This window comes from Aliamphritea hakodatensis (genome assembly GCF_024347195.1).
GTDB classification, from domain to species: domain Bacteria; phylum Pseudomonadota; class Gammaproteobacteria; order Pseudomonadales; family Balneatricaceae; genus Amphritea; species Amphritea hakodatensis.
Map to the genome: position 1 here is coordinate 2,678,589 of NZ_AP025281.1, position 19,009 is coordinate 2,697,597.

Below are 19,009 nucleotides of genomic sequence, written 5' to 3' on the forward strand. Positions count from 1 at the left end.
TTATTATTAGCTTTTACCGGGCGTTAAAGCATTCAGATATCATGAGTAAGATCCGCCCAGGACGCAGCCAGATAAATATACATTGACCACAGCGTAAGCACTGCCGCCATATACAGACACACAATGCCGGCCCAGGAAACAGTGGAGTAAGGTATGCTGACAAGTAACAAGAGAATCGACAGCATTTGCAGTGATGTCTTCACCTTGCCGATATAGGATACCGAGATATTGGCCCGCTTACCCAGCTCAGCCATCCACTCCCGGAGCGCCGAAATAACAATCTCACGGCCAATAATGATAATCGCCGGGATGGTTATCCAGAGATTGCCGTAGGTCTCAATCAGCAATGTCAGTGCTGCCGCCACCATCAGCTTATCGGCAACAGGATCAAGAAACGCACCAAACGGCGAACTCTGATCAAGCTTACGGGCCAGATAACCGTCCAGCCAGTCTGTGACAGCCGCCAGCGCAAATACAAAACCCGCCCCCACTGCACTCCAGCCATAGGGAAGGTAATAAATCATCACGAAGACCGGAATCAGCAGAATGCGTAATGAGGTTAAAATATTGGGGATTTTCATCAATTATCCAAAACAACAGGGTTTTCTCGACAACCCTTTAAATATCATGCCCTTTCGGGCCGCAGCTAACATATCAGTTACGGGTCCGGATGTAACGCGGCATAAATATCCTCAGCAATTTTGCGGCTAATACTAGAGACTTTTGCAATTTCTTCAATACTTGCTTTCTCGATAGACTGAATACCGCCAAAGTGCTTCAGTAATTCACGGCGACGCTTGGCTCCCACACCGGCAATGCCTTCCAGCGGAGAAGTTTTACGTGCTTTGGCACGGCGGGCCCGGTGCCCGGTAATGGCAAAGCGGTGGGCTTCATCACGAATATGCTGTATCAGGTGCAGCGCGGAAGAATCCCCGCGCAGGGAAATTTCAGTATTTGTTTCTGCCATCACCAGTGTTTCCAGCCCGGCACGGCGGTCACTGCCTTTCGCAACACCGACAATCAGCACCCCTTCTATCTGCAGCTCACTGAGCACATCAACCGCCTGGGATACCTGCCCTTTACCACCGTCGATAAGAAGGATATCCGGCAGTTTGCCTTCACCTTTACGCAAACGCGTATAACGGCGCGTCAGCGCCTGATGCATCGCGGCGTAATCATCACCGCCGGTGATGTCAGTAATATTAAAGTGCCGGTAATCACTTTTCAGCGGGCCGTTATGGTCAAACACCACACAGGACGCCACAGTTGCCTCACCGGAGCTGTGACTGATATCAAAACATTCCAAACGCCTTGGCACATCATCCAGCTGCATCGCCTCCTGAAGCGCCAGAAAGCGGTTATAAATATTCTGTTTACTGGCCAGATAGCTTTGCAGATGCTGCTCTGCATTGGTCTGTGCCAGACGCTGCCAGCCAGCTTTATCTGCCCGCACCCGCTCAACCACCGCCACTTTCTTGCCGCGACGTGCCGCCAGCGCCTCTTCAAGGCAATCCTTATCTTCCAGCGGAAAGCTGGTAATCACTGAATCCGGAATTTCCCGGCCAGCCCCCAGGTACCACTGCGCAATAAACGCAGACAACAAATCACTTTCGGTATCCTCAACGGACACCTTGGGGTGGTGCACTTTCGATCCGATAATACGGCCGCCCCGAACAAACAGCATATGCAGGCATACTCCGCCGGGTTTAATTGCGCAGCCAATGACATCCGCATCACCACTTGTGCCTGAAACATACTGCTGCTCCTGCACTTTTTGCAGGCTTGAGATCTGATCCCGAAAATGGGCAGCCTCTTCAAATTTCAACGCCATGGACGCGTCTTCCATCAGCACCGCCAGCTCATCCATTATCGCGGTGCTTTTGCCTTCCAGAAACATACTCGCCCGGCGAATGTCTCCCTGATAGGCTTCCGGGGAAATAAGCCCGACACAGGGCGCTGTACAGCGCTTGATCTGATGCTGCAGACAAGGCCGTGAACGGTTTTTAAAGAAACTCTCTTCACACTGCCGGATCTGGAAAACCTTTTGCAAGATAGCCAGACTTTCCCGCACCGCACCGCTGCTGGGAAACGGGCCGAAATACTTACCCTTAGCCCGCTTTGCGCCGCGGTGAAAGCGCACCGCAGGATAGGTCTGTGTATCTGAGACAAAGATATACGGATATGATTTATCATCCCGCAGCAGGATATTGTACGGCGGCCGGTTTTCTTTAATCAGATTCTGTTCAAGCAGCAACGCCTCGGTTTCACTGTTGGTCACAGTGATCTGAATATCTGCAATGTGGCTGACCAGCGCCTGGGTTTTTACATTAAGGCCGGTGGAGCGAAAATAGCTACTGACACGGTTTTTCAGATTCTTGGCCTTGCCAACATATAACAGCTCTTCTTTGCTGTTATACATCTGATACACACCGGGACGCCTTGTCAGACGGGAAAGAAAAGCCTTACTGTCAAACGCCTGCTGTGAGCTGTCACTGGCATCTGCTGCCTTAAACACCGCGTCGTCGTGGGGGGGATTATTATCAACCATGCAGCCGTATTCTACTGAGCACCCAACGGGTGGCAAGCCATAAATATTCCGGAGCGGAAAAGGAAATCATCCGCCCGCCAGCAATCTGAACGGCAAGCGGGCACCGTGCTTATTACCTAAACATCAATAATATTGTTCAGCTTATTAGCATCCATATGGGCGTGTGTGGCTTCCTGATGAATTTCTTCCAGCCGCTGGCGGGTATCGTCCAGAATGCCTGAGTCACGGGAGAGAGAGACCTCAAGGAATACCGCTATCTCAGCATAATAATACAACCGGGCATTAAAGCTCTGCGCCCTTTTCAGCTTGCTCAGGGCGGTTTGTGCACCATTCACCAGAATCATATTAATGTCATTGGTGGTCATTAAAGGATGACGATCCTGCTCATCAACCACCTGAGTATCCTGCTGTCGTCTGGTCTGGGTCATGATATTTACCTTATAAAGGGCGGCTTGCCCGACTTTCGGTTGCGTTATCAGCTGCGTGTCCGGATTATGCGCTGAAAATGAGTTCTCAAACACGCTCAATAACTGCTACAGTTTCACTACTTTAGGGATTTTTCCCAGCAATGTGAATGCTTTGCGTATGAAGACTGAAGTAAGCATGGCAAACTTCCGCCACGGAATTGTCAGAGATCTGGCCTGGCTCGCCCGCAGCCCGGACATTATGACCCTACCTGAATCACTCTGTGCCGACTGGCTGTTTGATATCGATAACCTGCAACAACGCCTTGAAGCCCTCGATAACCATCCTGAACCTGTGATCAGCCAGCTACGCCAGCAAGCCTGTTACAGGCTCGGTTATTACTTCGAAGACCTGGTTAAAATATACCTTAAACAGTTCATACAACCTACTGAAATAAAAACTAATATTCAGGTATTCAAAGACAAAACTACCGTGGGTGAATATGACTTCCTGATTCGCCTGAATACCGGTAAAAAAGTGCATCTTGAAACGGCGGTTAAGTTCTATCTGTGTACCGATACCCGGGCACAGGATCTGAGCCACTTTATTGGCCCTAACCGTTCTGATCAGCTGTCACGTAAATGGCAAAGGCTCAATGAGCATCAGCTGCAACTGTCCAACACCCGCGCCGGCGGCCAGCAGGCTGAAAAGCTGGACCTGTTTCCGGATTTGCACAGCCTGCTGCTTAAAGGCTACCTCTTCTACCCTTACACCGAATGGCAGAATGCGGATAACTGGATCGAACCGGTCAGCCCAGAGCACGCCCGGGGCTGGTGGCTGCCACTGCAAGCCGCTCAGGCACTGCCTGGCAGTCAGGACTTTCGCTACGGCATTTTAATGAAACCCCAGTGGCTGGCACCGGCCCGTATGTGCTTTCAGGATAGCCTGAGCCGTCATGAGCTGCTGGCAAATATCGATGATTTATCGTCACCGCTGTTAATTGCTCAGTTGAATCAGCATCCGGAACACGGCTGGCAGGAAGTGAGCCGCGGCTTTATCGTGCCGAATGACTGGCATACCGGCGCCTGAACCCTAACCGGCACTTCAACCGGGAAGATTAACTGGCTGATATATAAGAAAAAAGTACTGTGAGATGCAGATGCCGGACGGCACCTGCAGATACCTGAAAAGCAGAGTTTACTTGCGCTCAGCGGCAGCCGCATCTTTGGCGATGCTCTTCTTCAGAAGGCAAACACCCACAACGACCATGACCAGCATCGCGCCTACAATTGCAATGCTCGGCGCGAAAGAGATTAAGTTGTACTTATCGACCATAGAACTGTCCTCGTTTCGGGCTTTTAACCCTTATTTATAATTGGCGCCGATTATAGAGAATCGGCACCAATCATCAAGAGCAACAGTCATTTTGTGCAAAGGTTAATCAGCAGGGTTAAGCCTTACGACTGGCGATTACGGTTCAGGCGTTTAACCAGACTTGAAGTATCCCAGCGGTTGCCACCCATCCCCTGCACATCCGCATAAAACTGATCAACCAGACCGGTCACCGGCAGCTGAGCGCCATTATTACGCGCTTCACTCAGGGCGATATCCAGATCCTTACGCATCCAGTCGACGGCAAAGCCAAAATCAAACTCATCATCAATCATGGTCTGATGGCGGTTAACCATCTGCCAGGAACCGGCAGCACCGTGCTGAATAACATCAAAAACAGCCGCCACATCCAAACCCGCCTGCTGTGCAAAGTGAACCCCTTCAGACAAGCCCTGAACCAGGCCGGCAATACAGATCTGGTTCACCATTTTAGCCAACTGACCACTGCCTGCCGGACCAAGCAGCTTGCTGGATTTGGCGAAGCAGTCAATCACCGGCTCAGCTATAGCAAAAACCGCATCACTGCCCCCAACCATCACACTCAGCACACCGTTCTCAGCGCCTGCCTGTCCGCCGGAAACCGGCGCATCCAGAAAGCCAAAACCGCGCTCAGCGGCAATCGCATCAAGCTCACGCGCCACATCGGCAGAAGCGGTCGTATGATCCACCAGAATGGCACCGGCAGCCAGACCGGCAAACACACCCTGCTCACCGGTGACCACTTCCCGAAGATCCGCATCATTACCGACACAGGTGAACACAATTTCAGCGCCCTGAGCGGCAGCCTGCGGCGTATCAGCACGGCTGCCCGGGTAAGTCTCCAGCCATTTCTCAGCGCGGGCTTCAGTGCGGTTATAGACGCACACTTCATGACCGGCACGGGCCAGATGACCCGCCATTGGAAAACCCATTACTCCCAAACCAACAAATGCAACCTTCATGTGTTCTTATCCTCTGACACGCATTATTAACTGCGCCTAGCCTATACCAAGCGCAGTCAATGCAAAACTCTTTGTTTAGACTCGCGCCGTTATCGGGCAGAATATGTACCTACGGTGTTAATTTTCACGGACGCAACTTTATGATCAGCATGCAGCAACTAAAAGCATTTCCACGCGTAATGATTACTTCAGCCATCCTGACACTCTGTTCTGCCTCAGCGGCATATGCTGAAAAGGCCAGTCCCGAGGTGCAAACCCGGCAACTGCACCAGTTATCATTGTCTGACATGGAAAAAAACACCCGTTCACTCAGCGAGTACCGCGGCAAACCCGTGCTGGTAAACTTCTGGGCGTCATGGTGCCGGCCGTGCGTTAAAGAGATGCCTGCCCTGCAGCGTTTGCAGGACGCCTTCAGTTATGATGAGTTTCAGGTCGTTGCGGTAAATATCAGTGAAAACCAGGCCAGCATCGAAAACTTTCTCAGCCAGCAGGAAACTCAGCTCAGCATGGACATCCTGATTGATGAAAAAGGCACTGCCCTTGGCTCAAAACTGATTGATGTCATGCCTTCCAGCTTTGTACTGGACGCCGACGGCAATGTACTGGAAAAGATCGTCGGTATCCGCGAATGGGATCATCCGGAAAATATTCAGGCTGTCCGGGGACTGATCCCCCAATAACGAGATACAAAAAAGCCGGCAATTGCCGGCTTTTTTAATCCCACTGCACAATTATGCAGCGTGCAGATCTTCAACAATGTTCATTACCATCGCTGCGGAATGCTTGGCGGCGGTTACCAGAAACTCCTCAAATGACAGATTTGATTCCTTACCGGCAATATCAGACAACGCACGGATAACAATAAATGGCATATCAAACTGATGGCAGGTCTGGGCAATTGCCGCCGCTTCCATCTCAACCGCTTTCATTGTCGGGAAGTTTTCGCGGGTTTTGGCAACACGTTCCGGGCAGTTCATGAAGGAATCACCGGTGGCAATCAGCCCCTGCACTGTCTTCATTCCTTCCATGCGGGCAATACAGCACTCCGCTACCTGAGCCAGATGCTCATCCGGCAGGAAGGCTGCAGGCAGGCCCGGCACCTGACCGTGTTCATAGCCAAAGATGGTCACGTCGACATCGTGGTGGCGCACTTCAGAAGAAATAACAACATCACCCACTTCCAGCTCCGCTGCAAAACCGCCGGCCGAGCCGGTGTTAATCACGCAGGTTGGCTGAAACGTCTGCAGCATCAGCGTGGTACCAATCGCCGCATTTACCTTACCGATTCCTGATTTAAGCAGTACAACCTCAACGCCGTGCATCTGGCCGGTAAAAAGCTCATAACCGGCAATGGTGTGATCTTCACGGTTCTGCAGTGCCTGCTTAAGGATTTCTACCTCTTCATCCATCGCACCGATAATGCCTACCTTAAGTGCGTTACTCTGCTGCTGAAGGCGGCTTGCAAAACTGGTTTGTGCTGTCATCTTATACGTTTCCCAATTAAAATTACCACGCGTAATGATTAAGTAATCATTATCACTCTAATATATCGACGCTGCTGCCACTTTTACGGATCTGATCGGCCTGATCATGAAGATAACGCTGAAACTCAGGCTGACCTTTATACGCGCCGGAAGCAACATACTGTAAAGCGCTGTTAAAGTGAAATGCTCTTACGTAAGCATCCACCCGGAACTGTTCTTTACCGGCAGCGTCCAGAAAAATCCAGGCAGGTAAATATGAAATACCCAGCTCCCGTGCCCACTGGCCTGCCGGCAGTGTCCTTCCATCCGGAAGTTTAAGCATGGGATTATCCGTCAAATTGACGTCTACCTGCCGGTAGTCCGCCAGCAACGCCCGGGTATCCTCTCTGACCAGCACTTCTTGACTGAAGCCTTCACAGGCAGAGCATGCTGTAGCAACCAGCTGAATCGCAGCAGGCCGGGACTGTTTGCTCAGATCAATCAGCTGATCCCCTGTCTCTTCTGAGGATGGCAGCGCACTTTCGCCATTCACCAGCCCTGTGACCAGCTCGAGAAACGCTTCCGGTGGCCGGTAACCGTCAACCCGGCGTTCCGGTGTCCCGGTTTCATCCAGAAAGATCAGGGTCGGGGTGTACTGAACTTTTAACATGGCCGCCAGCTGCTTCTCTTCCAGCTCGGTGCCATCTTGCAGGGTAACAATCCGTGACCCCCAGATATCCAGCTCTATCAGTTCATAATTTTCAGCCATCAGGGCATCAATACGGGGTTCCGGAAATACCTGAGTGACCAGGTTGTAGCAATAGGGACAACCTTCCTGATGAAAATACAATACGATTTTATGGCCACGTTCCCTGGCTTCGGCAACGTCATCGGCAAGTTCCAGAAAACCGTCCAGATACCAGCTCAGCTCGGGAATCTCCTGATTATGATCGACCGCCTGCATACTCACAGCAGGCTGCCCGCCCTGGCTGGCATGCACGGTAAACGCCATAAGCATGACGACTGACAACCGGCATATCTGACGGAAACATTGCTTTATACCTTGCCTGATCATTACTGATATCTCCTTCATCGCCGTTCAGTTTAAAAACCCAAGTATACCCGATTCGCTCCTATCAGCCGCCTGTCTGGGCGACATCAGCCCATCCAAGCTCAGCGAACAGAGAGCGCTCCCATTCACCCGGCTCAGCGGTCACACACACCCGCTCACCGCTATGAGGGTGGGTAAACTCCAGCCGGGTTGCCAATAACAGCAAACGTTGCAGGCCGAACGTATCCCGGAAGATCCGGTTGTGATGACCGTCACCATGCTTGGTATCACCGATAATAGGATGAAATATGTGCTTCATATGACGGCGGATCTGGTGTTTCCTGCCGGTTTTCGGCCTGACTTCAACCAGTGAGTACCGACTGGTGGGAAAATGACCGGAAGGGATATCCAGTTCTGCATGGCCAAGGGTTCGGTATGCACTCACAGCCTCTTTTGCAGGCTGATCAGGATTTGCAAATTTATCCGCCGCCTTATCCAGCTCTTCCTTCAGCGGATAATCAATGACCGCCTCTGCATCTGTATATCCGCGACAAACACACAGGTAGGTCTTGTCTGTTTCTCTGGCCGCAAACTGCTCACTCATGGCCCGGGCGGTTTGTGGGTCTTTGGCAAACAGCAACACCCCTGACGTCGGACGGTCCAGACGATGAACCGTATAGGCTTTTAAACCTCTCTGCCCCCGTAACAGCGCGACAGCATTTTCTGCCCGCCTTTCAATCGGGCTCGGGTGCACCAGCAGCCCGGAAGGCTTATCGATTGCCAGGAGATAATCGTCTTCAAAAAGAACATTCAGTTCAGTTGTGCTTATTTCAGTCAAAACAATACCGTCATATCAGTTAACCGGCCTTACGGCTAATTCAGGCGCCGTATCATACGGCCAGCATCCACCGAGGTACAGACTAAACCTGACAAAGCCTATAGACCTATAATTCATAAGGATTTTTCCGCTTTTTTTAATTTTTTTTCATGCACACAGAGTTGAAATAACAGTAAAATCCTATATATATAAAGCAACATCATTAAGATTTTATCGAGGGATACAATGCGTAATATCGATACTATGGCTGCCCCGCGCTCGCAAGAGTCGGTTCTGGCAACCAATAAAGTAATCCGTAATACCTACATGCTGCTGGCGATGACACTGGTCTTCAGCGCAGTCACTGCGGGTATTTCCATGGCAATGAATCCTCCGTTCATGCTCTACATCGGCAGCATCATTGTCAGCTTCATCATGATTTTTGCCCTGAACAAAATGCAAAACTCCGTATGGGCATTACCTATGGTATTTGCCTTCACCGGCCTGATGGGTTTTGGTCTGGGACCATTACTGAACCACTACCTGGCAATGGCTAACGGTGGTCAGATCATCATGACTGCACTGGGCATGACCGGCGCAGTATTCATGGGTCTGTCTGCATACGTGCTGACCAGCAAGAAAGACTTCAGCTTCATGGGTGGCTTCCTGGCTGCCGGCATGATGGTTGCCCTGATTTCCATGGTTGCCCTGATTGCCCTGCCGTTCTTCGGTGTTCAGGTTGGCGCATTCAGCCTGGCGTTCTCTGCCCTGATCGTAATGCTGATGGCCGGTTTCATCCTGTATGACACCAGCAACATCGTTAACGGCGTCTACACCAACTACATCATGGCAACTGTCAGCCTGTACCTGAACATTTACAACCTGTTCGTACACCTGCTGAGCCTGATCGGTGCTTTCAGCGACGACTGATCCCAACAGATAAAACAGCCTGGCCTATTTCTTCAACGGGCTAAGCCTTGTTAAACTAAAACCCTGCAAATGCAGGGCTTTTTTTTGGCCATAATATTTTGGCTTTCACGCAGTACACATTACCGTATCACTGCGAAATGCTTTACTGGTACAGATACTATTAACTATGATCTTTTCTCTGCTTATCACCGGCGCGCCATATAGCAGCCAGAGCGTCGCCACCGCTGTTCAGTTCGCCAGGGAAGCGCTGCAACAGGGCCACACCCTTCACCGTGTTTTCTTTTATGCGGATGCTGTCCACACCGGCTCAAAACTGGCGACTCCGCCGCAGGATGAAATGCATATTCCTAACGAATGGCAACAGCTGGCGAAAGACAATGATCTTGATCTGGTAGTGTGCATTGCTGCCGCAGTACGCCGGGGTGTACTCGACGAGGGTGAAGCCAAACGTCATGAAAAACCGGCCGGCAACCTGCAGGATAACTACCAGTTATCCGGCCTTGGTCAGCTGGTAGAAGCGGCGATGATTTCAGACCGCATGATTACCTTTGCTCCTTAACTCAGCAGCCTACAGGACACCCCATGAGTCAGATTAAAAAATCCTTTCTGCTGATAAACCGACAAGCCCCTTACGGCTCTTCAGCGGCCCGCGACGCACTTGATGTCGCGTTAACCGCATCTGTTTTTGAGCAGGATATCAGCCTGCTGTTCCTGGCGGACGGCGTCTTTCAGCTTTTGCAGGATCAGCAGCCGCAGGGAATCGGTCAGAAGAATCTCGCGGCCAATCTTTCGGCCCTGCCCATGTACGACATCGACCAGATTTTTGTGTCCGCCAGCGCACTGCAGCAACGCGGACTGAAAAAAGAACAGCTGAGCCTGCCTGCAGAATTACTGGATGACCAGCAAATAGCCACACTGATCAGCCGTCACGACCAGGTAATGAGTTTCTGAAATGAGTTTACATACCCTTAATAAAGCCCCGTCCGGCAGCTCCGCCACACAGGATTGCCTTAACGCCCTGCAGGCAGGCGATGCACTGCTATTGATAGAAGACGGCGTTTATGGCGCACTTGACGCTTACAGCGCACTGTTTCAGCATGCAGAAAGCCTTGCGGTTGATTGCTACGTACTGTCAGCGGATACTGATGCCCGCGGCCTGACCACACTCAACCCATTGTTTAAGCCTGCCTCTTACAGCACCTTTGTTGAACTTAGCTGTCAGCATCATCCTGTTGTCAGTTGGGCCTGATTCGGAATCTACATGTCACAGTTAATCATTGATGGCCAGACCATCGAACTTGATAAAGAAGGCTACCTGCGGGACCTGAATGACTGGAACCGGTCGGTTGCCGAGCAGCTGGCCAGTACAGAAAACCTGACACTGACAGATGATCACTGGCAGGTTATCGAGATCCTGCGGGATTTCTATCACACCTATGAGCAGTCTCCGGCGATGCGGCCACTGGTAAAGGCGGTGGGTTTAAAGTTAGGCGCCGACAAAGGCAAGAGCATGTATCTGATGCAGCTTTTTCCGGGCAGCCCGGCCAAGCTTGCCAGTAAACTGGCGGGCTTACCCAAGCCAACCAACTGCCTCTGATCTCGGACACCTACTTTTCAGGAGCTAATATGCGTATCGCTTTTCTGGGCATCGGCCTGATGGGTCATCCTATGGCAACCAATCTGCTGAACGCAGGATTCAGCCTCACCGTCTGGAACCGTACCGCCAGCAAAGCCCGGGCCCTGTGCCCCCATGGCGCAGAAGCTGCCGAGACACCGGCCGGCGCAGTTAAGCAGGCGGACATTGTCATTTCTATGTTGGAAAACGGCCCCATTGTTGATGACGTATTACTGCAACAGGCAGGCATCAGCAGTTTTAAGCCCGGCGCGACAGTAATAGACATGAGTTCCATCCCACCGGAATTGGCCAAGCAGCATGCTGCCACTTTCGTGGCAGCCGGCATTAACTACCTGGATGCCCCGGTGTCCGGCGGGACTGTCGGCGCTGCCCAGGCAACCCTGTCAATTATGGCCGGCGGCAGTAAGCAGACATTTGATGCCGTTCAACCTGTCTTTGCTGCCCTGGGTAAATCCACCTATATCGGCCCGGCAGGTTCCGGACAACTGGCTAAATGCGCCAACCAGGCCATCGTCGGCATTACCATTGGCGCGGTCTCTGAAGCCCTGCTGCTGGCGGCGGAAGGTGGTGCGGACCCGGCGGCCGTCAGAGAAGCCCTGATGGGCGGCTTTGCCAGCAGCAGAATCCTTGAACTGCACGGCCAGCGTATGATCGACCGGCAGTTCAACCCGGGAGCAACTTCCAGAGTACAGCTCAAAGATTTACGCACGATTCTGGACACCGCCCGGGCAGAATCACTGACCCTGCCCCTCTCACAGCGGGTTTACGAGCAATATCAGGAAATGCTAAGCAAGGGCTTTGAAGACGTTGATCACAGCGGTTTATTGCTGCAGCTTGAAGCCCTGAATCAGCCCGCCCGCCTGAACGACAAGCCTACAACAGCCCCGGCGGCCACACCCAGATATGACACGGAGCACCGGGATGCCTGATTTTGCCATTAATCTGAGCATGCTCTTTACCGAACTGCCACTGAAGCAACGCTTTGCCGCAGCCGCGGAGGCGGGCTTCAGAAAGGTTGAAATACAGTTCCCCTATGAACTGAGCATCGCTGAGATAAAAGAACAACTGGAACGGCATGAACTGGACCTGATTCTGATAAATGCCCCCGCCGGTAACTGGGCCACCGGAGAACGGGGCATTGCCTGCCATCCGGACAGAATAGACGAGCAACAACAAGGGGTTGCCAGAGCGATTCAGTATGCAACAGCCCTGAACTGCAAGAAAATTAATTTGCTGGCGGGCATTACTCCCCAAAATAGTGAAAAAGACCAAGTAAAATCAACGTTTATCCGTAATCTATACAATACGGCTGTAGCATGTGATGCTGAAGGTATAAGCTTGGTCAGTGAGGCAATCAATACTCAGGATATTCCTGGCTTTTTCCTCTGCACCAGCAATCAGGCATGGCAGCTATTTGCTGAGGTTGGACATGCCAATCTGAAACTGCAGTTTGATATTTATCATATGCAGATTATGCAGGGGAATCTGATTCAAACCCTGCAGGAAAACATTGACCGGATTGGCCACATACAGTTTGCAGATGTACCTGGCCGTCACGAACCAGGTACCGGTGAAATCAATTTCACCAATGTTTTCAATGCAATTGACGCGACATCTTATGCGGGATCTGTCAGTCTTGAATATATACCACTGACCAGCACCCTGACGGGGCTCAGTTGGTTAAATCAATCAAAATAAGGTTGTAGGTGAACTATGAGTTTTGAAGAAGCCACGAAACACCTTCATGAGCTGGAGCAATTAAGTGACTCCGAACTTGAAAAAAAAGGCCAAACTCAGGAAGAAATGAAGCAATGGGCGACGTTCACAGTCGCTGAAGAGCTTTATGGCATTGATGTAATGCAGGTTAAGGAAGTACTGCGTTATACCGAAATCACCCCTGTTCCGGGTTCATTACCGGGCATTCTCGGCATCATTAACCTGCGGGGTAATGTGGTAACAGTCATCAGCACCCGCGATCTGTTCAATCTGCCAGCCTCAGACATCAACAACGACACCCGCGTCGTGGTTGCCGAGTTTGATGAGGAAGAAGTAATCGGCATGCTGGTGGACGGCGTTGATGAGGTAATCAACCTGCCAATCAGCGAAGTCGACCGCGCACCGAATCTGGGTCGTGACGAAACCGCCCGGCATTACGTACAGGGCGTTTGCTACCGGGATGAGCAGCTTATTATCCTGCTGGATCTGGTTAAAATGCTCTCGGGCTACCGCAGCCTGAGCCCTGATTACGCTTAATCAGACCCGTTTTACACCTCTGAACCCCTGCCCTGTGGCCAGGGGTTTTTTATTGCCTGAGCACAGCACTTTCCGATGCTCTGAAAGCCTTAGCATCCGCCATTAAACTCCAATAAGACAACAAGCTGAACAGACGCTGAAATTATCATCATTTTGGTGACCATCGCTTTGCTTATTAGTTAATCTAATATTACTCTTCCGCCATTTTCAGGCACAACAAACAGTGCATGTACATTACCCGGCAAGCCCCACCCGCCGGTGCTTTGCGAGGAGAATATCAGGTTGACCAGTAACACCGAACGCCAGTACTCAGCCGCAACCCGACTGATTTCGACCACTGATCTTGATGGTCGGATTACTTATGCTAATCAGGACTTTGTTGATGTATCCGGCTACAGCCTGAACGAGCTGGTCGGGCAACACCATAATATAGTCCGCCATAACGACATGCCAAAAGCTGCATTTGCTGATTTGTGGCAACACCTGAAACAGGATCAGCCCTGGATGGGACTGGTTAAAAACCGCTGCAAAAATGGCGACCACTACTGGGTCAGAGCCTTTGTCACGCCTATTTATGACAGCCACGGCAGTAAAACCGGCTACCAGTCTGTCCGCACCCGCCCGAGTGATGAAGAAAAACAACTGGCAAGCAAACTCTACAAACGCCTGAACAGCGGATCCAGCGCGTCTTTTACACGGCAAAGCCTGATGGTGCGCATGGGTGCTACGCTGCTCGCAGGCCTGGCTGCAGCAGGCTCGGCAAGCTTTATACCACTGGACACAGCCAGCAAACTGTTACTGCTGACAGCAACTGCCGGTGCTGTTAGCTATGCCTCTTACCGCCTGCTGAACCCACTACAGAAATTGCTGAGCAATGCCCGTGAAGTTTATGACAACCCCGTTGCACAACTTGCAATGACCGGCCGCATGGATGAAACGGGCGCAGTCGAACTGGCCATGCGGATGCAAAAAGCACAGTTACGGACAATCACCGGCCGTATTGAAGACGCCATTGGTACCCTGGACAGTGTCATGCACACCACACGGGATGCGCTGATCAAAACCAGCACCGGCATCGAACAACAGAACAATGAAACGGATATGCTCGCATCTGCCGCGGAACAGATGTCAGCAAGTGCTGATGAAATAGCTGCCAACACCCGGCAGGCCTCTGACGAAACCCGGCGCGTAGTGACTCAGACACAGTCCGGGAAAGCGATCATCAACACCCTGCATCACAGCATCGAACAACTGGTGGCAGATGTCAGCACAGCCTCTCAGTCGTCTGAACAACTACGGAATCAGGCACAGGAAATTGGTGCAACTATAAGCATCATTGATGACATCGCCGACCAGACCAACCTGCTGTCTCTGAACGCTGCGATCGAAGCAGCCCGTGCCGGCGAACATGGCCGCGGATTCGCCGTAGTGGCTGATGAAGTCCGGGCGCTTGCCCAACGCACTCAGGAATTCACCGGTGAGATTCACCAGACCATCGACGGCATCCAGAAACAGGTCAACATCACTGTTAATACCATGGAACAAAGCCAGCAGAAAGCCCAGACCAGCATCGGTCAGGCACTGCAGGCCAACCATGCATTTGAAGAGGTCGCGGTATCCATCGACACCATCTCCCAGGGCACTTATCAGATCGCCAGCGCGGCAGATCAACAAAGCGCTGCAGCAACGGAAGTCAGCAACAGCATCATGTCGATACGCACCGTTTCAGAACAAAGCAGCCAATCGGTCAGCCAGACAACCGATGCCAGCGAAGAACTGGCCGCACTGGTGGCAGACCTTTCCCAGATTGTCAGCCGAACTAAATAACCACTTTAAGAAACAGAAACGGCCGCAACAGCGGCCGTTTTAATTTCAGATCTGCACTTTAGCCGCCAATATGCACTGCGATACTGCGACGATGGCTGCCATGGCGATGCTCCCAGCAAAATACGCCCTGCCAGGTTCCGAGCATCAGCCTTGCGTCCTGAACCGGCACCGACAGACTGGTAGCTGTCAGCGCCGCTTTAATATGCGCAGGCATATCATCGGCACCTTCGAAGATATGGGTGTACAGCGCGTCATTTTCCGGCACCAACCTGCTCAGCCAGCGCTCCAGGTCATGCTGAGCACTGGGATCAGCGTTCTCCTGAATACACAGACTGGCACTGGTATGCCGGATCATAATGGTACACAGGCCATCTGAGATACCACTGCGACTCACCAGCGCAGCAAGCTGATCTGTAAACTCATATAATCCCTGCCCACGGGTATTGATTTCCAGTGTTGTTACCATCTGCGTCACCTGTGCTGATATTTATCTGTGGCCAGCTTAGCCACCGGGAAAAAATAATCAACTCAGGGGTCCGCTGAGCGCAGCTTTTCCAGCCAGGCAATTGCTGCAACCGTTATAACGCACCCGACAATCTGTAACGGCAACAACGCCTCATCTAACAGCAACCAGGCAAACAACAGCGTCATTCCCGGCCCCGCCAGCGCAACACGGCTGGCCCGCTCCACACTGGCCCGGCGAATCGCTTCGTGCATCAGCAGGAACGGCACAACCGTGCATACAATTGCAATCACTACACTCCAGACAGCGCCTTCAGCGCTATAGTGCAACACAGGCCGGCCCTGCAGGCAGTAGAACGCGACCATGAACAACAGAATCAAACTGCCACTGGCGGCTGAAAACAGTGCTGATGACATATGCCGCATAACCCGCTGACTGTACATCAGGTATGCCGCATATGACACCGCCGCCAGTAATGCCCAGGCAATCCCTTCTGACCGATGGGCATATTCACCTGTCATGCCGTTGCCCTGCCACATAATAATCACCAGACCTGCGTATGCCAGACACAGGGCGATTATCTGCCACCCTCCCGGTACGGAACGGTTCACAGCAGCACTGAACAGCACAACGAATACCGGGAAGGTAAACAGAATCAGCCGGGACAAGCCCGCATCAATGAGCAACAGCGCCTGAAAATCGGCATAGGTGGCCGCAAAAAACAAACCACTGGTAATCAACAGCTGCCCCACTTGCTTTCTGGCTGACATCCCGACAGCAGCTTGCCGCCTCACTTGCTCCCTGCTTCGCTGAAAGCCATACCAGATCCAGAACAAAGGCACAGCTACCCCAAAGCGCAATAACAGCAAGACTGTTATATCCGTACCGGAGGCATAGACAAATTTGGCAATAATCCCTTTCACCGACAGCGCCGCCGTAGCCACCATTATCATCAGCAAGGCCTGCTGCTCTGTACGTGTATTTAATGCACTCATCGGCACTCTGTCCGTATCAGTTAATCAGTACGGATATTATTTGCAGCGCCCTAATATAAGTCGATATCATACTGCTACTATCAGATATTACACTTATGCATATCGGAATATGCCTTATGGAATCCAGACATTTACGCAGCTTTCTGCACATTGCGGAACTTGGCAGCCTCAGCCAGGCTGCTGCTCGCCTGGAACTGAGCCAACCTGCACTGAGCCGCCACTTAAAAGCCCTGGAAGATGCGGCCGGAACACGCCTGCTGCACCGTACCGGCCGCGGCGTTCAGTTAACTGACGCGGGCCAGATCCTGGCGGACCGGGCCCGTATCATTATTGATGAGATGGAAAAGCTGAACAGCGACCTCGCCGGGTTACAGGGCGATGTACAGGGCAGCCTGAGCATAGGCTTTCCCCCAACGGCAGGCAGCCGGTTTGCCGGCCCGGTTGTAGAAGCTTTTCACCGCCGCTACCCGAACGTAAAGCTGAGGGTGATCCAACTGCTGTCAGGCGCGCTGGAAAAGGCCCTGCTGGAAAACCGTATTGATATGGGGATTTTGTACGCAGGCGCACTGAGCGCTAATCTGAATACCCAGCTTATCTGGCAGGAATCGATGCAACTGATCACACCGGCTGATGACCTGCCGATCAACCGGCAGCACCCGCAAGTACTGAGCAGTGAGATCACCCTCAGCAAGGCGCTGACACTGCCACAGATATTGCCTAACCGCCCTCACGGTCTGCGCGCCCTGCTGGAACGGGAAGCATTCCGGCACAACCTGCAACTGAATACCGTGATAGAGGCTGAATCAATGCAGATTCAGCTTGAACTGGTACGACGGGGTCTCGGATACACCGTGATGCCTGAAGGCATCGCACTGCCGCCGGATGTGCGCAATGTACCGATCAGCAACCCGGGGCTGCAGCGTCAGTGCCTGCTAGCCTGGTCAAAAAACCAGGCACTGAGCAACGCCGGAAGAGCTATGCAGGATATTCTGCAACAGCATATTTCAGGAAGAAATGCCGGCTGAACCGCCGGCACAGAAAGCAGAATCAGTCAGCCGCCCGGTTAAACAACCGGTGGAAGTTATCGGTAGTAATACGCGCCACATCTTCTGCGCGCAGGCCTTTAATATCAGCAATGCACTGCGCCACTTCAGCAACATAAGCCGGTTCATTTTGCTTACCCCGGTAAGGCACCGGTGCCAGATAGGGTGAATCAGTTTCAATCAGCATCTTATCCAGCGGCGTCTGTTTCACCACTTCACGCAATTCGGCAGCATTTTTGAACGTGATGATACCGGAGAACGACAAGAGGTAATTCATATCCAGCGCCTGCCGTCCCATATCCCAGCTTTCCGTGAAGCAGTGTAAAACACCGCCCACTTCAAAATCGGCATGGTGTCTGAGAATGTCCAGCGTATCCTGACGGGCATCCCGGGTATGCACTATGACCGGAAGCTTACAGACCTTCGCCGCATCCAGATGATTAATGAAGCTTTGCTGCTGGATTTCAACAGTATCCTGCTGATAAAAATAATCCAGCCCGGTTTCCCCAAGCGCAATGATCTTCGGCAGTTCTGTTTTGGCCAGCAACTCATCAACAGAGACCGGTGTTTCAGCGGTATTCAGTGGATGAACACCTACCGAAGCATATACCTGATCAAGCCCGGCAATCTGCTCATACATCGGCGTAAAGCTCTGCATATCAACGCTGACACACAACATTTTGCTGACCTGACGCTCTGCAGCACTCGTCAGTACACGGGAAAGGGTATCGCCAGAGGAGAAATCCAGTTTATCTAAATGGCAATGGGAATCTACAAACATCGGACCTGATCACAACATGGGAAAAAAGTGCCGGCATTGTAAGACAAAAGACACAAAAAGTAAGCAGCAGAAGCATGCTTTGAACGCAGATATCAGTAGCAGCCGGGCTGCTCTACATCGTATCGGTACGCCGTCCGGAGTTCAGCGCACCTGTCAGGTAAGTTTCGATCTTTCGCACCAGGGTTGAATCTTCCTGTGATAACTGAATACCGATACCGGGAATACGACCCCCCTGGGCTGCACGGGGCGTTACCCAGACAACTTTTCCTGTCACGGGAATCTTGTCACCTTCTTCCATCAGGGTCAGAAGCATAAACACTTCTTCCCCTAACTGATACGTACGCGGAGTGGGAATAAACAGGCCGCCATTAACGATATATGGCATGTACGCCTTGTACAGATCCTCTTTCGTGTTAATCGCTAATGACAATATGCCATGGCTCATACGAGGAATTACTGACATC

The 19,009-nt window shown here is 51.9% G+C and carries 24 protein-coding genes; 12 read left to right on the plus strand and 12 right to left on the minus strand.

Features of this window, described 5'->3' with window-relative positions; translation table 11 throughout:
• Positions 1-32: 32 nt before the first annotated feature.
• The 3 genes from pgsA to PCI15_RS12340 all read right to left on the minus strand — a co-directional run bounded on the left by pgsA (position 33) and on the right by PCI15_RS12340 (position 2,976).
• On the minus strand, positions 33-581 hold the full coding sequence (gene pgsA / locus PCI15_RS12330; protein WP_271270266.1) for a CDP-diacylglycerol--glycerol-3-phosphate 3-phosphatidyltransferase: 549 nt from the start codon (positions 579-581) through the stop codon (positions 33-35).
• Between the two features lie 77 nt (positions 582-658).
• On the minus strand, positions 659-2,548 hold the full coding sequence (gene uvrC / locus PCI15_RS12335) for an excinuclease ABC subunit UvrC (protein WP_271270267.1): 1,890 nt from the start codon (positions 2,546-2,548) through the stop codon (positions 659-661).
• A gap of 116 nt (positions 2,549-2,664) precedes the next feature.
• On the minus strand, positions 2,665-2,976 hold the full coding sequence (locus PCI15_RS12340; RefSeq protein ID WP_271270268.1) for an excinuclease ABC subunit C: 312 nt from the start codon (positions 2,974-2,976) through the stop codon (positions 2,665-2,667).
• A 157-nt stretch (positions 2,977-3,133) separates the two neighbouring features.
• Here PCI15_RS12340 and PCI15_RS12345 point away from each other — a divergent pair, with 157 nt between their 5' ends.
• Positions 3,134-4,042: a DUF1853 family protein gene (locus PCI15_RS12345; protein WP_271270269.1), complete on the plus strand. Its 909-nt coding sequence runs from the start codon at positions 3,134-3,136 to the stop codon at positions 4,040-4,042.
• Positions 4,043-4,150: 108 nt separating this feature from the next.
• On the opposite strand, the gene PCI15_RS12350 is transcribed toward PCI15_RS12345, so the two are convergent.
• Positions 4,151-4,288 (minus strand): hypothetical protein, encoded by a 138-nt coding sequence (locus tag PCI15_RS12350; protein ID WP_261840996.1) that lies wholly within the window; start codon positions 4,286-4,288, stop codon positions 4,151-4,153.
• 122 nt (positions 4,289-4,410) lie between these two features.
• Positions 4,411-5,286 (minus strand): NAD(P)-dependent oxidoreductase, encoded by an 876-nt coding sequence (locus PCI15_RS12355; RefSeq protein WP_271270270.1) that lies wholly within the window; start codon positions 5,284-5,286, stop codon positions 4,411-4,413.
• 140 nt (positions 5,287-5,426) lie between these two features.
• Between PCI15_RS12355 and PCI15_RS12360 the strand changes: the two genes are divergently transcribed.
• A complete protein-coding gene (locus PCI15_RS12360) occupies positions 5,427-5,966 on the plus strand; it encodes a TlpA disulfide reductase family protein (protein WP_271270271.1) in 540 nt (179 codons plus the stop codon).
• 51 nt (positions 5,967-6,017) lie between these two features.
• Here PCI15_RS12360 and mtnN read toward each other — a convergent pair whose 3' ends face one another.
• From mtnN to PCI15_RS12375, 3 genes are all read right to left on the minus strand, one after another.
• Positions 6,018-6,770 carry a 5'-methylthioadenosine/S-adenosylhomocysteine nucleosidase gene (gene mtnN, locus PCI15_RS12365; protein WP_271270272.1) on the minus strand — a complete coding sequence of 251 codons (753 nt, stop codon included), beginning with the start codon at positions 6,768-6,770 and terminating at the stop codon, positions 6,018-6,020.
• Between the two features lie 52 nt (positions 6,771-6,822).
• A complete protein-coding gene (locus PCI15_RS12370; RefSeq protein ID WP_271270273.1) occupies positions 6,823-7,824 on the minus strand; it encodes a thioredoxin fold domain-containing protein in 1,002 nt (333 codons plus the stop codon).
• A 61-nt stretch (positions 7,825-7,885) separates the two neighbouring features.
• Positions 7,886-8,638 carry a pseudouridine synthase gene (locus tag PCI15_RS12375; protein WP_271270274.1) on the minus strand — a complete coding sequence of 251 codons (753 nt, stop codon included), beginning with the start codon at positions 8,636-8,638 and terminating at the stop codon, positions 7,886-7,888.
• Positions 8,639-8,863: 225 nt separating this feature from the next.
• Here PCI15_RS12375 and PCI15_RS12380 point away from each other — a divergent pair, with 225 nt between their 5' ends.
• The 9 genes from PCI15_RS12380 (at position 8,864) to PCI15_RS12420 (ending at position 15,263) form a co-directional block, all read left to right on the plus strand.
• A complete protein-coding gene (locus PCI15_RS12380) occupies positions 8,864-9,547 on the plus strand; it encodes a Bax inhibitor-1/YccA family protein (RefSeq protein WP_271270275.1) in 684 nt (227 codons plus the stop codon).
• Positions 9,548-9,713: 166 nt separating this feature from the next.
• Positions 9,714-10,106 carry a sulfurtransferase complex subunit TusD gene (gene tusD / locus PCI15_RS12385; protein ID WP_271270276.1) on the plus strand — a complete coding sequence of 131 codons (393 nt, stop codon included), beginning with the start codon at positions 9,714-9,716 and terminating at the stop codon, positions 10,104-10,106.
• Positions 10,107-10,129: 23 nt separating this feature from the next.
• Complete coding sequence (gene tusC, locus PCI15_RS12390) at positions 10,130-10,498, plus strand: sulfurtransferase complex subunit TusC (RefSeq protein ID WP_271270277.1); 369 nt, start codon at positions 10,130-10,132, stop codon at positions 10,496-10,498.
• 1 nt (position 10,499) lies between these two features.
• Positions 10,500-10,796 (plus strand): sulfurtransferase complex subunit TusB, encoded by a 297-nt coding sequence (tusB, locus tag PCI15_RS12395; protein WP_271270278.1) that lies wholly within the window; start codon positions 10,500-10,502, stop codon positions 10,794-10,796.
• A gap of 12 nt (positions 10,797-10,808) precedes the next feature.
• Complete coding sequence (locus PCI15_RS12400) at positions 10,809-11,144, plus strand: TusE/DsrC/DsvC family sulfur relay protein (protein ID WP_271270279.1); 336 nt, start codon at positions 10,809-10,811, stop codon at positions 11,142-11,144.
• A gap of 29 nt (positions 11,145-11,173) precedes the next feature.
• Positions 11,174-12,112 carry an NAD(P)-dependent oxidoreductase gene (locus PCI15_RS12405; RefSeq protein ID WP_271270280.1) on the plus strand — a complete coding sequence of 313 codons (939 nt, stop codon included), beginning with the start codon at positions 11,174-11,176 and terminating at the stop codon, positions 12,110-12,112.
• Positions 12,105-12,881 (plus strand): hydroxypyruvate isomerase family protein, encoded by a 777-nt coding sequence (locus tag PCI15_RS12410; protein WP_271270281.1) that lies wholly within the window; start codon positions 12,105-12,107, stop codon positions 12,879-12,881. Before PCI15_RS12405 ends, PCI15_RS12410 begins: the two co-directional genes overlap by 8 nt.
• A gap of 15 nt (positions 12,882-12,896) precedes the next feature.
• The gene (locus tag PCI15_RS12415; protein ID WP_446680443.1) at positions 12,897-13,436 is read left to right on the plus strand and encodes a chemotaxis protein CheW; all 540 of its coding nucleotides are present in this window, start codon (positions 12,897-12,899) and stop codon (positions 13,434-13,436) included.
• 282 nt (positions 13,437-13,718) lie between these two features.
• Positions 13,719-15,263, plus strand: coding sequence for a methyl-accepting chemotaxis protein (locus PCI15_RS12420; RefSeq protein WP_271270282.1), 1,545 nt, complete (start codon positions 13,719-13,721; stop codon positions 15,261-15,263).
• 58 nt (positions 15,264-15,321) lie between these two features.
• On the opposite strand, the gene PCI15_RS12425 is transcribed toward PCI15_RS12420, so the two are convergent.
• Positions 15,322-15,729, minus strand: a complete 408-nt coding sequence (locus PCI15_RS12425; protein WP_271270283.1) for a secondary thiamine-phosphate synthase enzyme YjbQ — start codon at positions 15,727-15,729, stop codon at positions 15,322-15,324.
• Between the two features lie 62 nt (positions 15,730-15,791).
• Positions 15,792-16,721 carry a DMT family transporter gene (locus PCI15_RS12430; protein ID WP_271270284.1) on the minus strand — a complete coding sequence of 310 codons (930 nt, stop codon included), beginning with the start codon at positions 16,719-16,721 and terminating at the stop codon, positions 15,792-15,794.
• Positions 16,722-16,837: 116 nt separating this feature from the next.
• Between PCI15_RS12430 and PCI15_RS12435 the strand changes: the two genes are divergently transcribed.
• Entirely contained in the window at positions 16,838-17,746 is a 909-nt protein-coding gene (locus PCI15_RS12435; protein ID WP_271270285.1) for a LysR family transcriptional regulator, read from the plus strand.
• A 22-nt stretch (positions 17,747-17,768) separates the two neighbouring features.
• Here PCI15_RS12435 and PCI15_RS12440 read toward each other — a convergent pair whose 3' ends face one another.
• Positions 17,769-18,545 (minus strand): TatD family hydrolase, encoded by a 777-nt coding sequence (locus tag PCI15_RS12440; RefSeq protein ID WP_271270286.1) that lies wholly within the window; start codon positions 18,543-18,545, stop codon positions 17,769-17,771.
• Between the two features lie 112 nt (positions 18,546-18,657).
• Entirely contained in the window at positions 18,658-19,008 is a 351-nt protein-coding gene (locus PCI15_RS12445; protein WP_271270287.1) for a PilZ domain-containing protein, read from the minus strand.
• Between the last annotated feature and the right edge of the window lies 1 nt (position 19,009).

Excerpts from the sequence above, each read along its gene's own strand:
- pgsA (WP_271270266.1), bottom strand. The coding sequence starts at position 581 with ATGAAAATCCCCAATATTTTAACCTCATTACGCATTCTGCTGATTCCG.
- uvrC (WP_271270267.1), bottom strand. The coding sequence starts at position 2,548 with ATGGTTGATAATAATCCCCCCCACGACGACGCGGTGTTTAAGGCAGCA.
- PCI15_RS12340 (WP_271270268.1), bottom strand. The coding sequence starts at position 2,976 with ATGACCCAGACCAGACGACAGCAGGATACTCAGGTGGTTGATGAGCAG.
- PCI15_RS12345 (WP_271270269.1), top strand. The coding sequence starts at position 3,134 with ATGAAGACTGAAGTAAGCATGGCAAACTTCCGCCACGGAATTGTCAGA.
- PCI15_RS12350 (WP_261840996.1), bottom strand. The coding sequence starts at position 4,288 with ATGGTCGATAAGTACAACTTAATCTCTTTCGCGCCGAGCATTGCAATT.
- PCI15_RS12355 (WP_271270270.1), bottom strand. The coding sequence starts at position 5,286 with ATGAAGGTTGCATTTGTTGGTTTGGGAGTAATGGGTTTTCCAATGGCG.
- PCI15_RS12360 (WP_271270271.1), top strand. The coding sequence starts at position 5,427 with ATGATCAGCATGCAGCAACTAAAAGCATTTCCACGCGTAATGATTACT.
- mtnN (WP_271270272.1), bottom strand. The coding sequence starts at position 6,770 with ATGACAGCACAAACCAGTTTTGCAAGCCGCCTTCAGCAGCAGAGTAAC.
- PCI15_RS12370 (WP_271270273.1), bottom strand. The coding sequence starts at position 7,824 with ATGATCAGGCAAGGTATAAAGCAATGTTTCCGTCAGATATGCCGGTTG.
- PCI15_RS12380 (WP_271270275.1), top strand. The coding sequence starts at position 8,864 with ATGCGTAATATCGATACTATGGCTGCCCCGCGCTCGCAAGAGTCGGTT.
- tusD (WP_271270276.1), top strand. The coding sequence starts at position 9,714 with ATGATCTTTTCTCTGCTTATCACCGGCGCGCCATATAGCAGCCAGAGC.
- tusC (WP_271270277.1), top strand. The coding sequence starts at position 10,130 with ATGAGTCAGATTAAAAAATCCTTTCTGCTGATAAACCGACAAGCCCCT.
- tusB (WP_271270278.1), top strand. The coding sequence starts at position 10,500 with ATGAGTTTACATACCCTTAATAAAGCCCCGTCCGGCAGCTCCGCCACA.
- PCI15_RS12400 (WP_271270279.1), top strand. The coding sequence starts at position 10,809 with ATGTCACAGTTAATCATTGATGGCCAGACCATCGAACTTGATAAAGAA.
- PCI15_RS12405 (WP_271270280.1), top strand. The coding sequence starts at position 11,174 with ATGCGTATCGCTTTTCTGGGCATCGGCCTGATGGGTCATCCTATGGCA.
- PCI15_RS12410 (WP_271270281.1), top strand. The coding sequence starts at position 12,105 with ATGCCTGATTTTGCCATTAATCTGAGCATGCTCTTTACCGAACTGCCA.
- PCI15_RS12415 (WP_446680443.1), top strand. The coding sequence starts at position 12,897 with ATGAGTTTTGAAGAAGCCACGAAACACCTTCATGAGCTGGAGCAATTA.
- PCI15_RS12425 (WP_271270283.1), bottom strand. The coding sequence starts at position 15,729 with ATGGTAACAACACTGGAAATCAATACCCGTGGGCAGGGATTATATGAG.
- PCI15_RS12430 (WP_271270284.1), bottom strand. The coding sequence starts at position 16,721 with ATGAGTGCATTAAATACACGTACAGAGCAGCAGGCCTTGCTGATGATA.
- PCI15_RS12435 (WP_271270285.1), top strand. The coding sequence starts at position 16,838 with ATGGAATCCAGACATTTACGCAGCTTTCTGCACATTGCGGAACTTGGC.
- PCI15_RS12440 (WP_271270286.1), bottom strand. The coding sequence starts at position 18,545 with ATGTTTGTAGATTCCCATTGCCATTTAGATAAACTGGATTTCTCCTCT.
- PCI15_RS12445 (WP_271270287.1), bottom strand. The coding sequence starts at position 19,008 with ATGTCAGTAATTCCTCGTATGAGCCATGGCATATTGTCATTAGCGATT.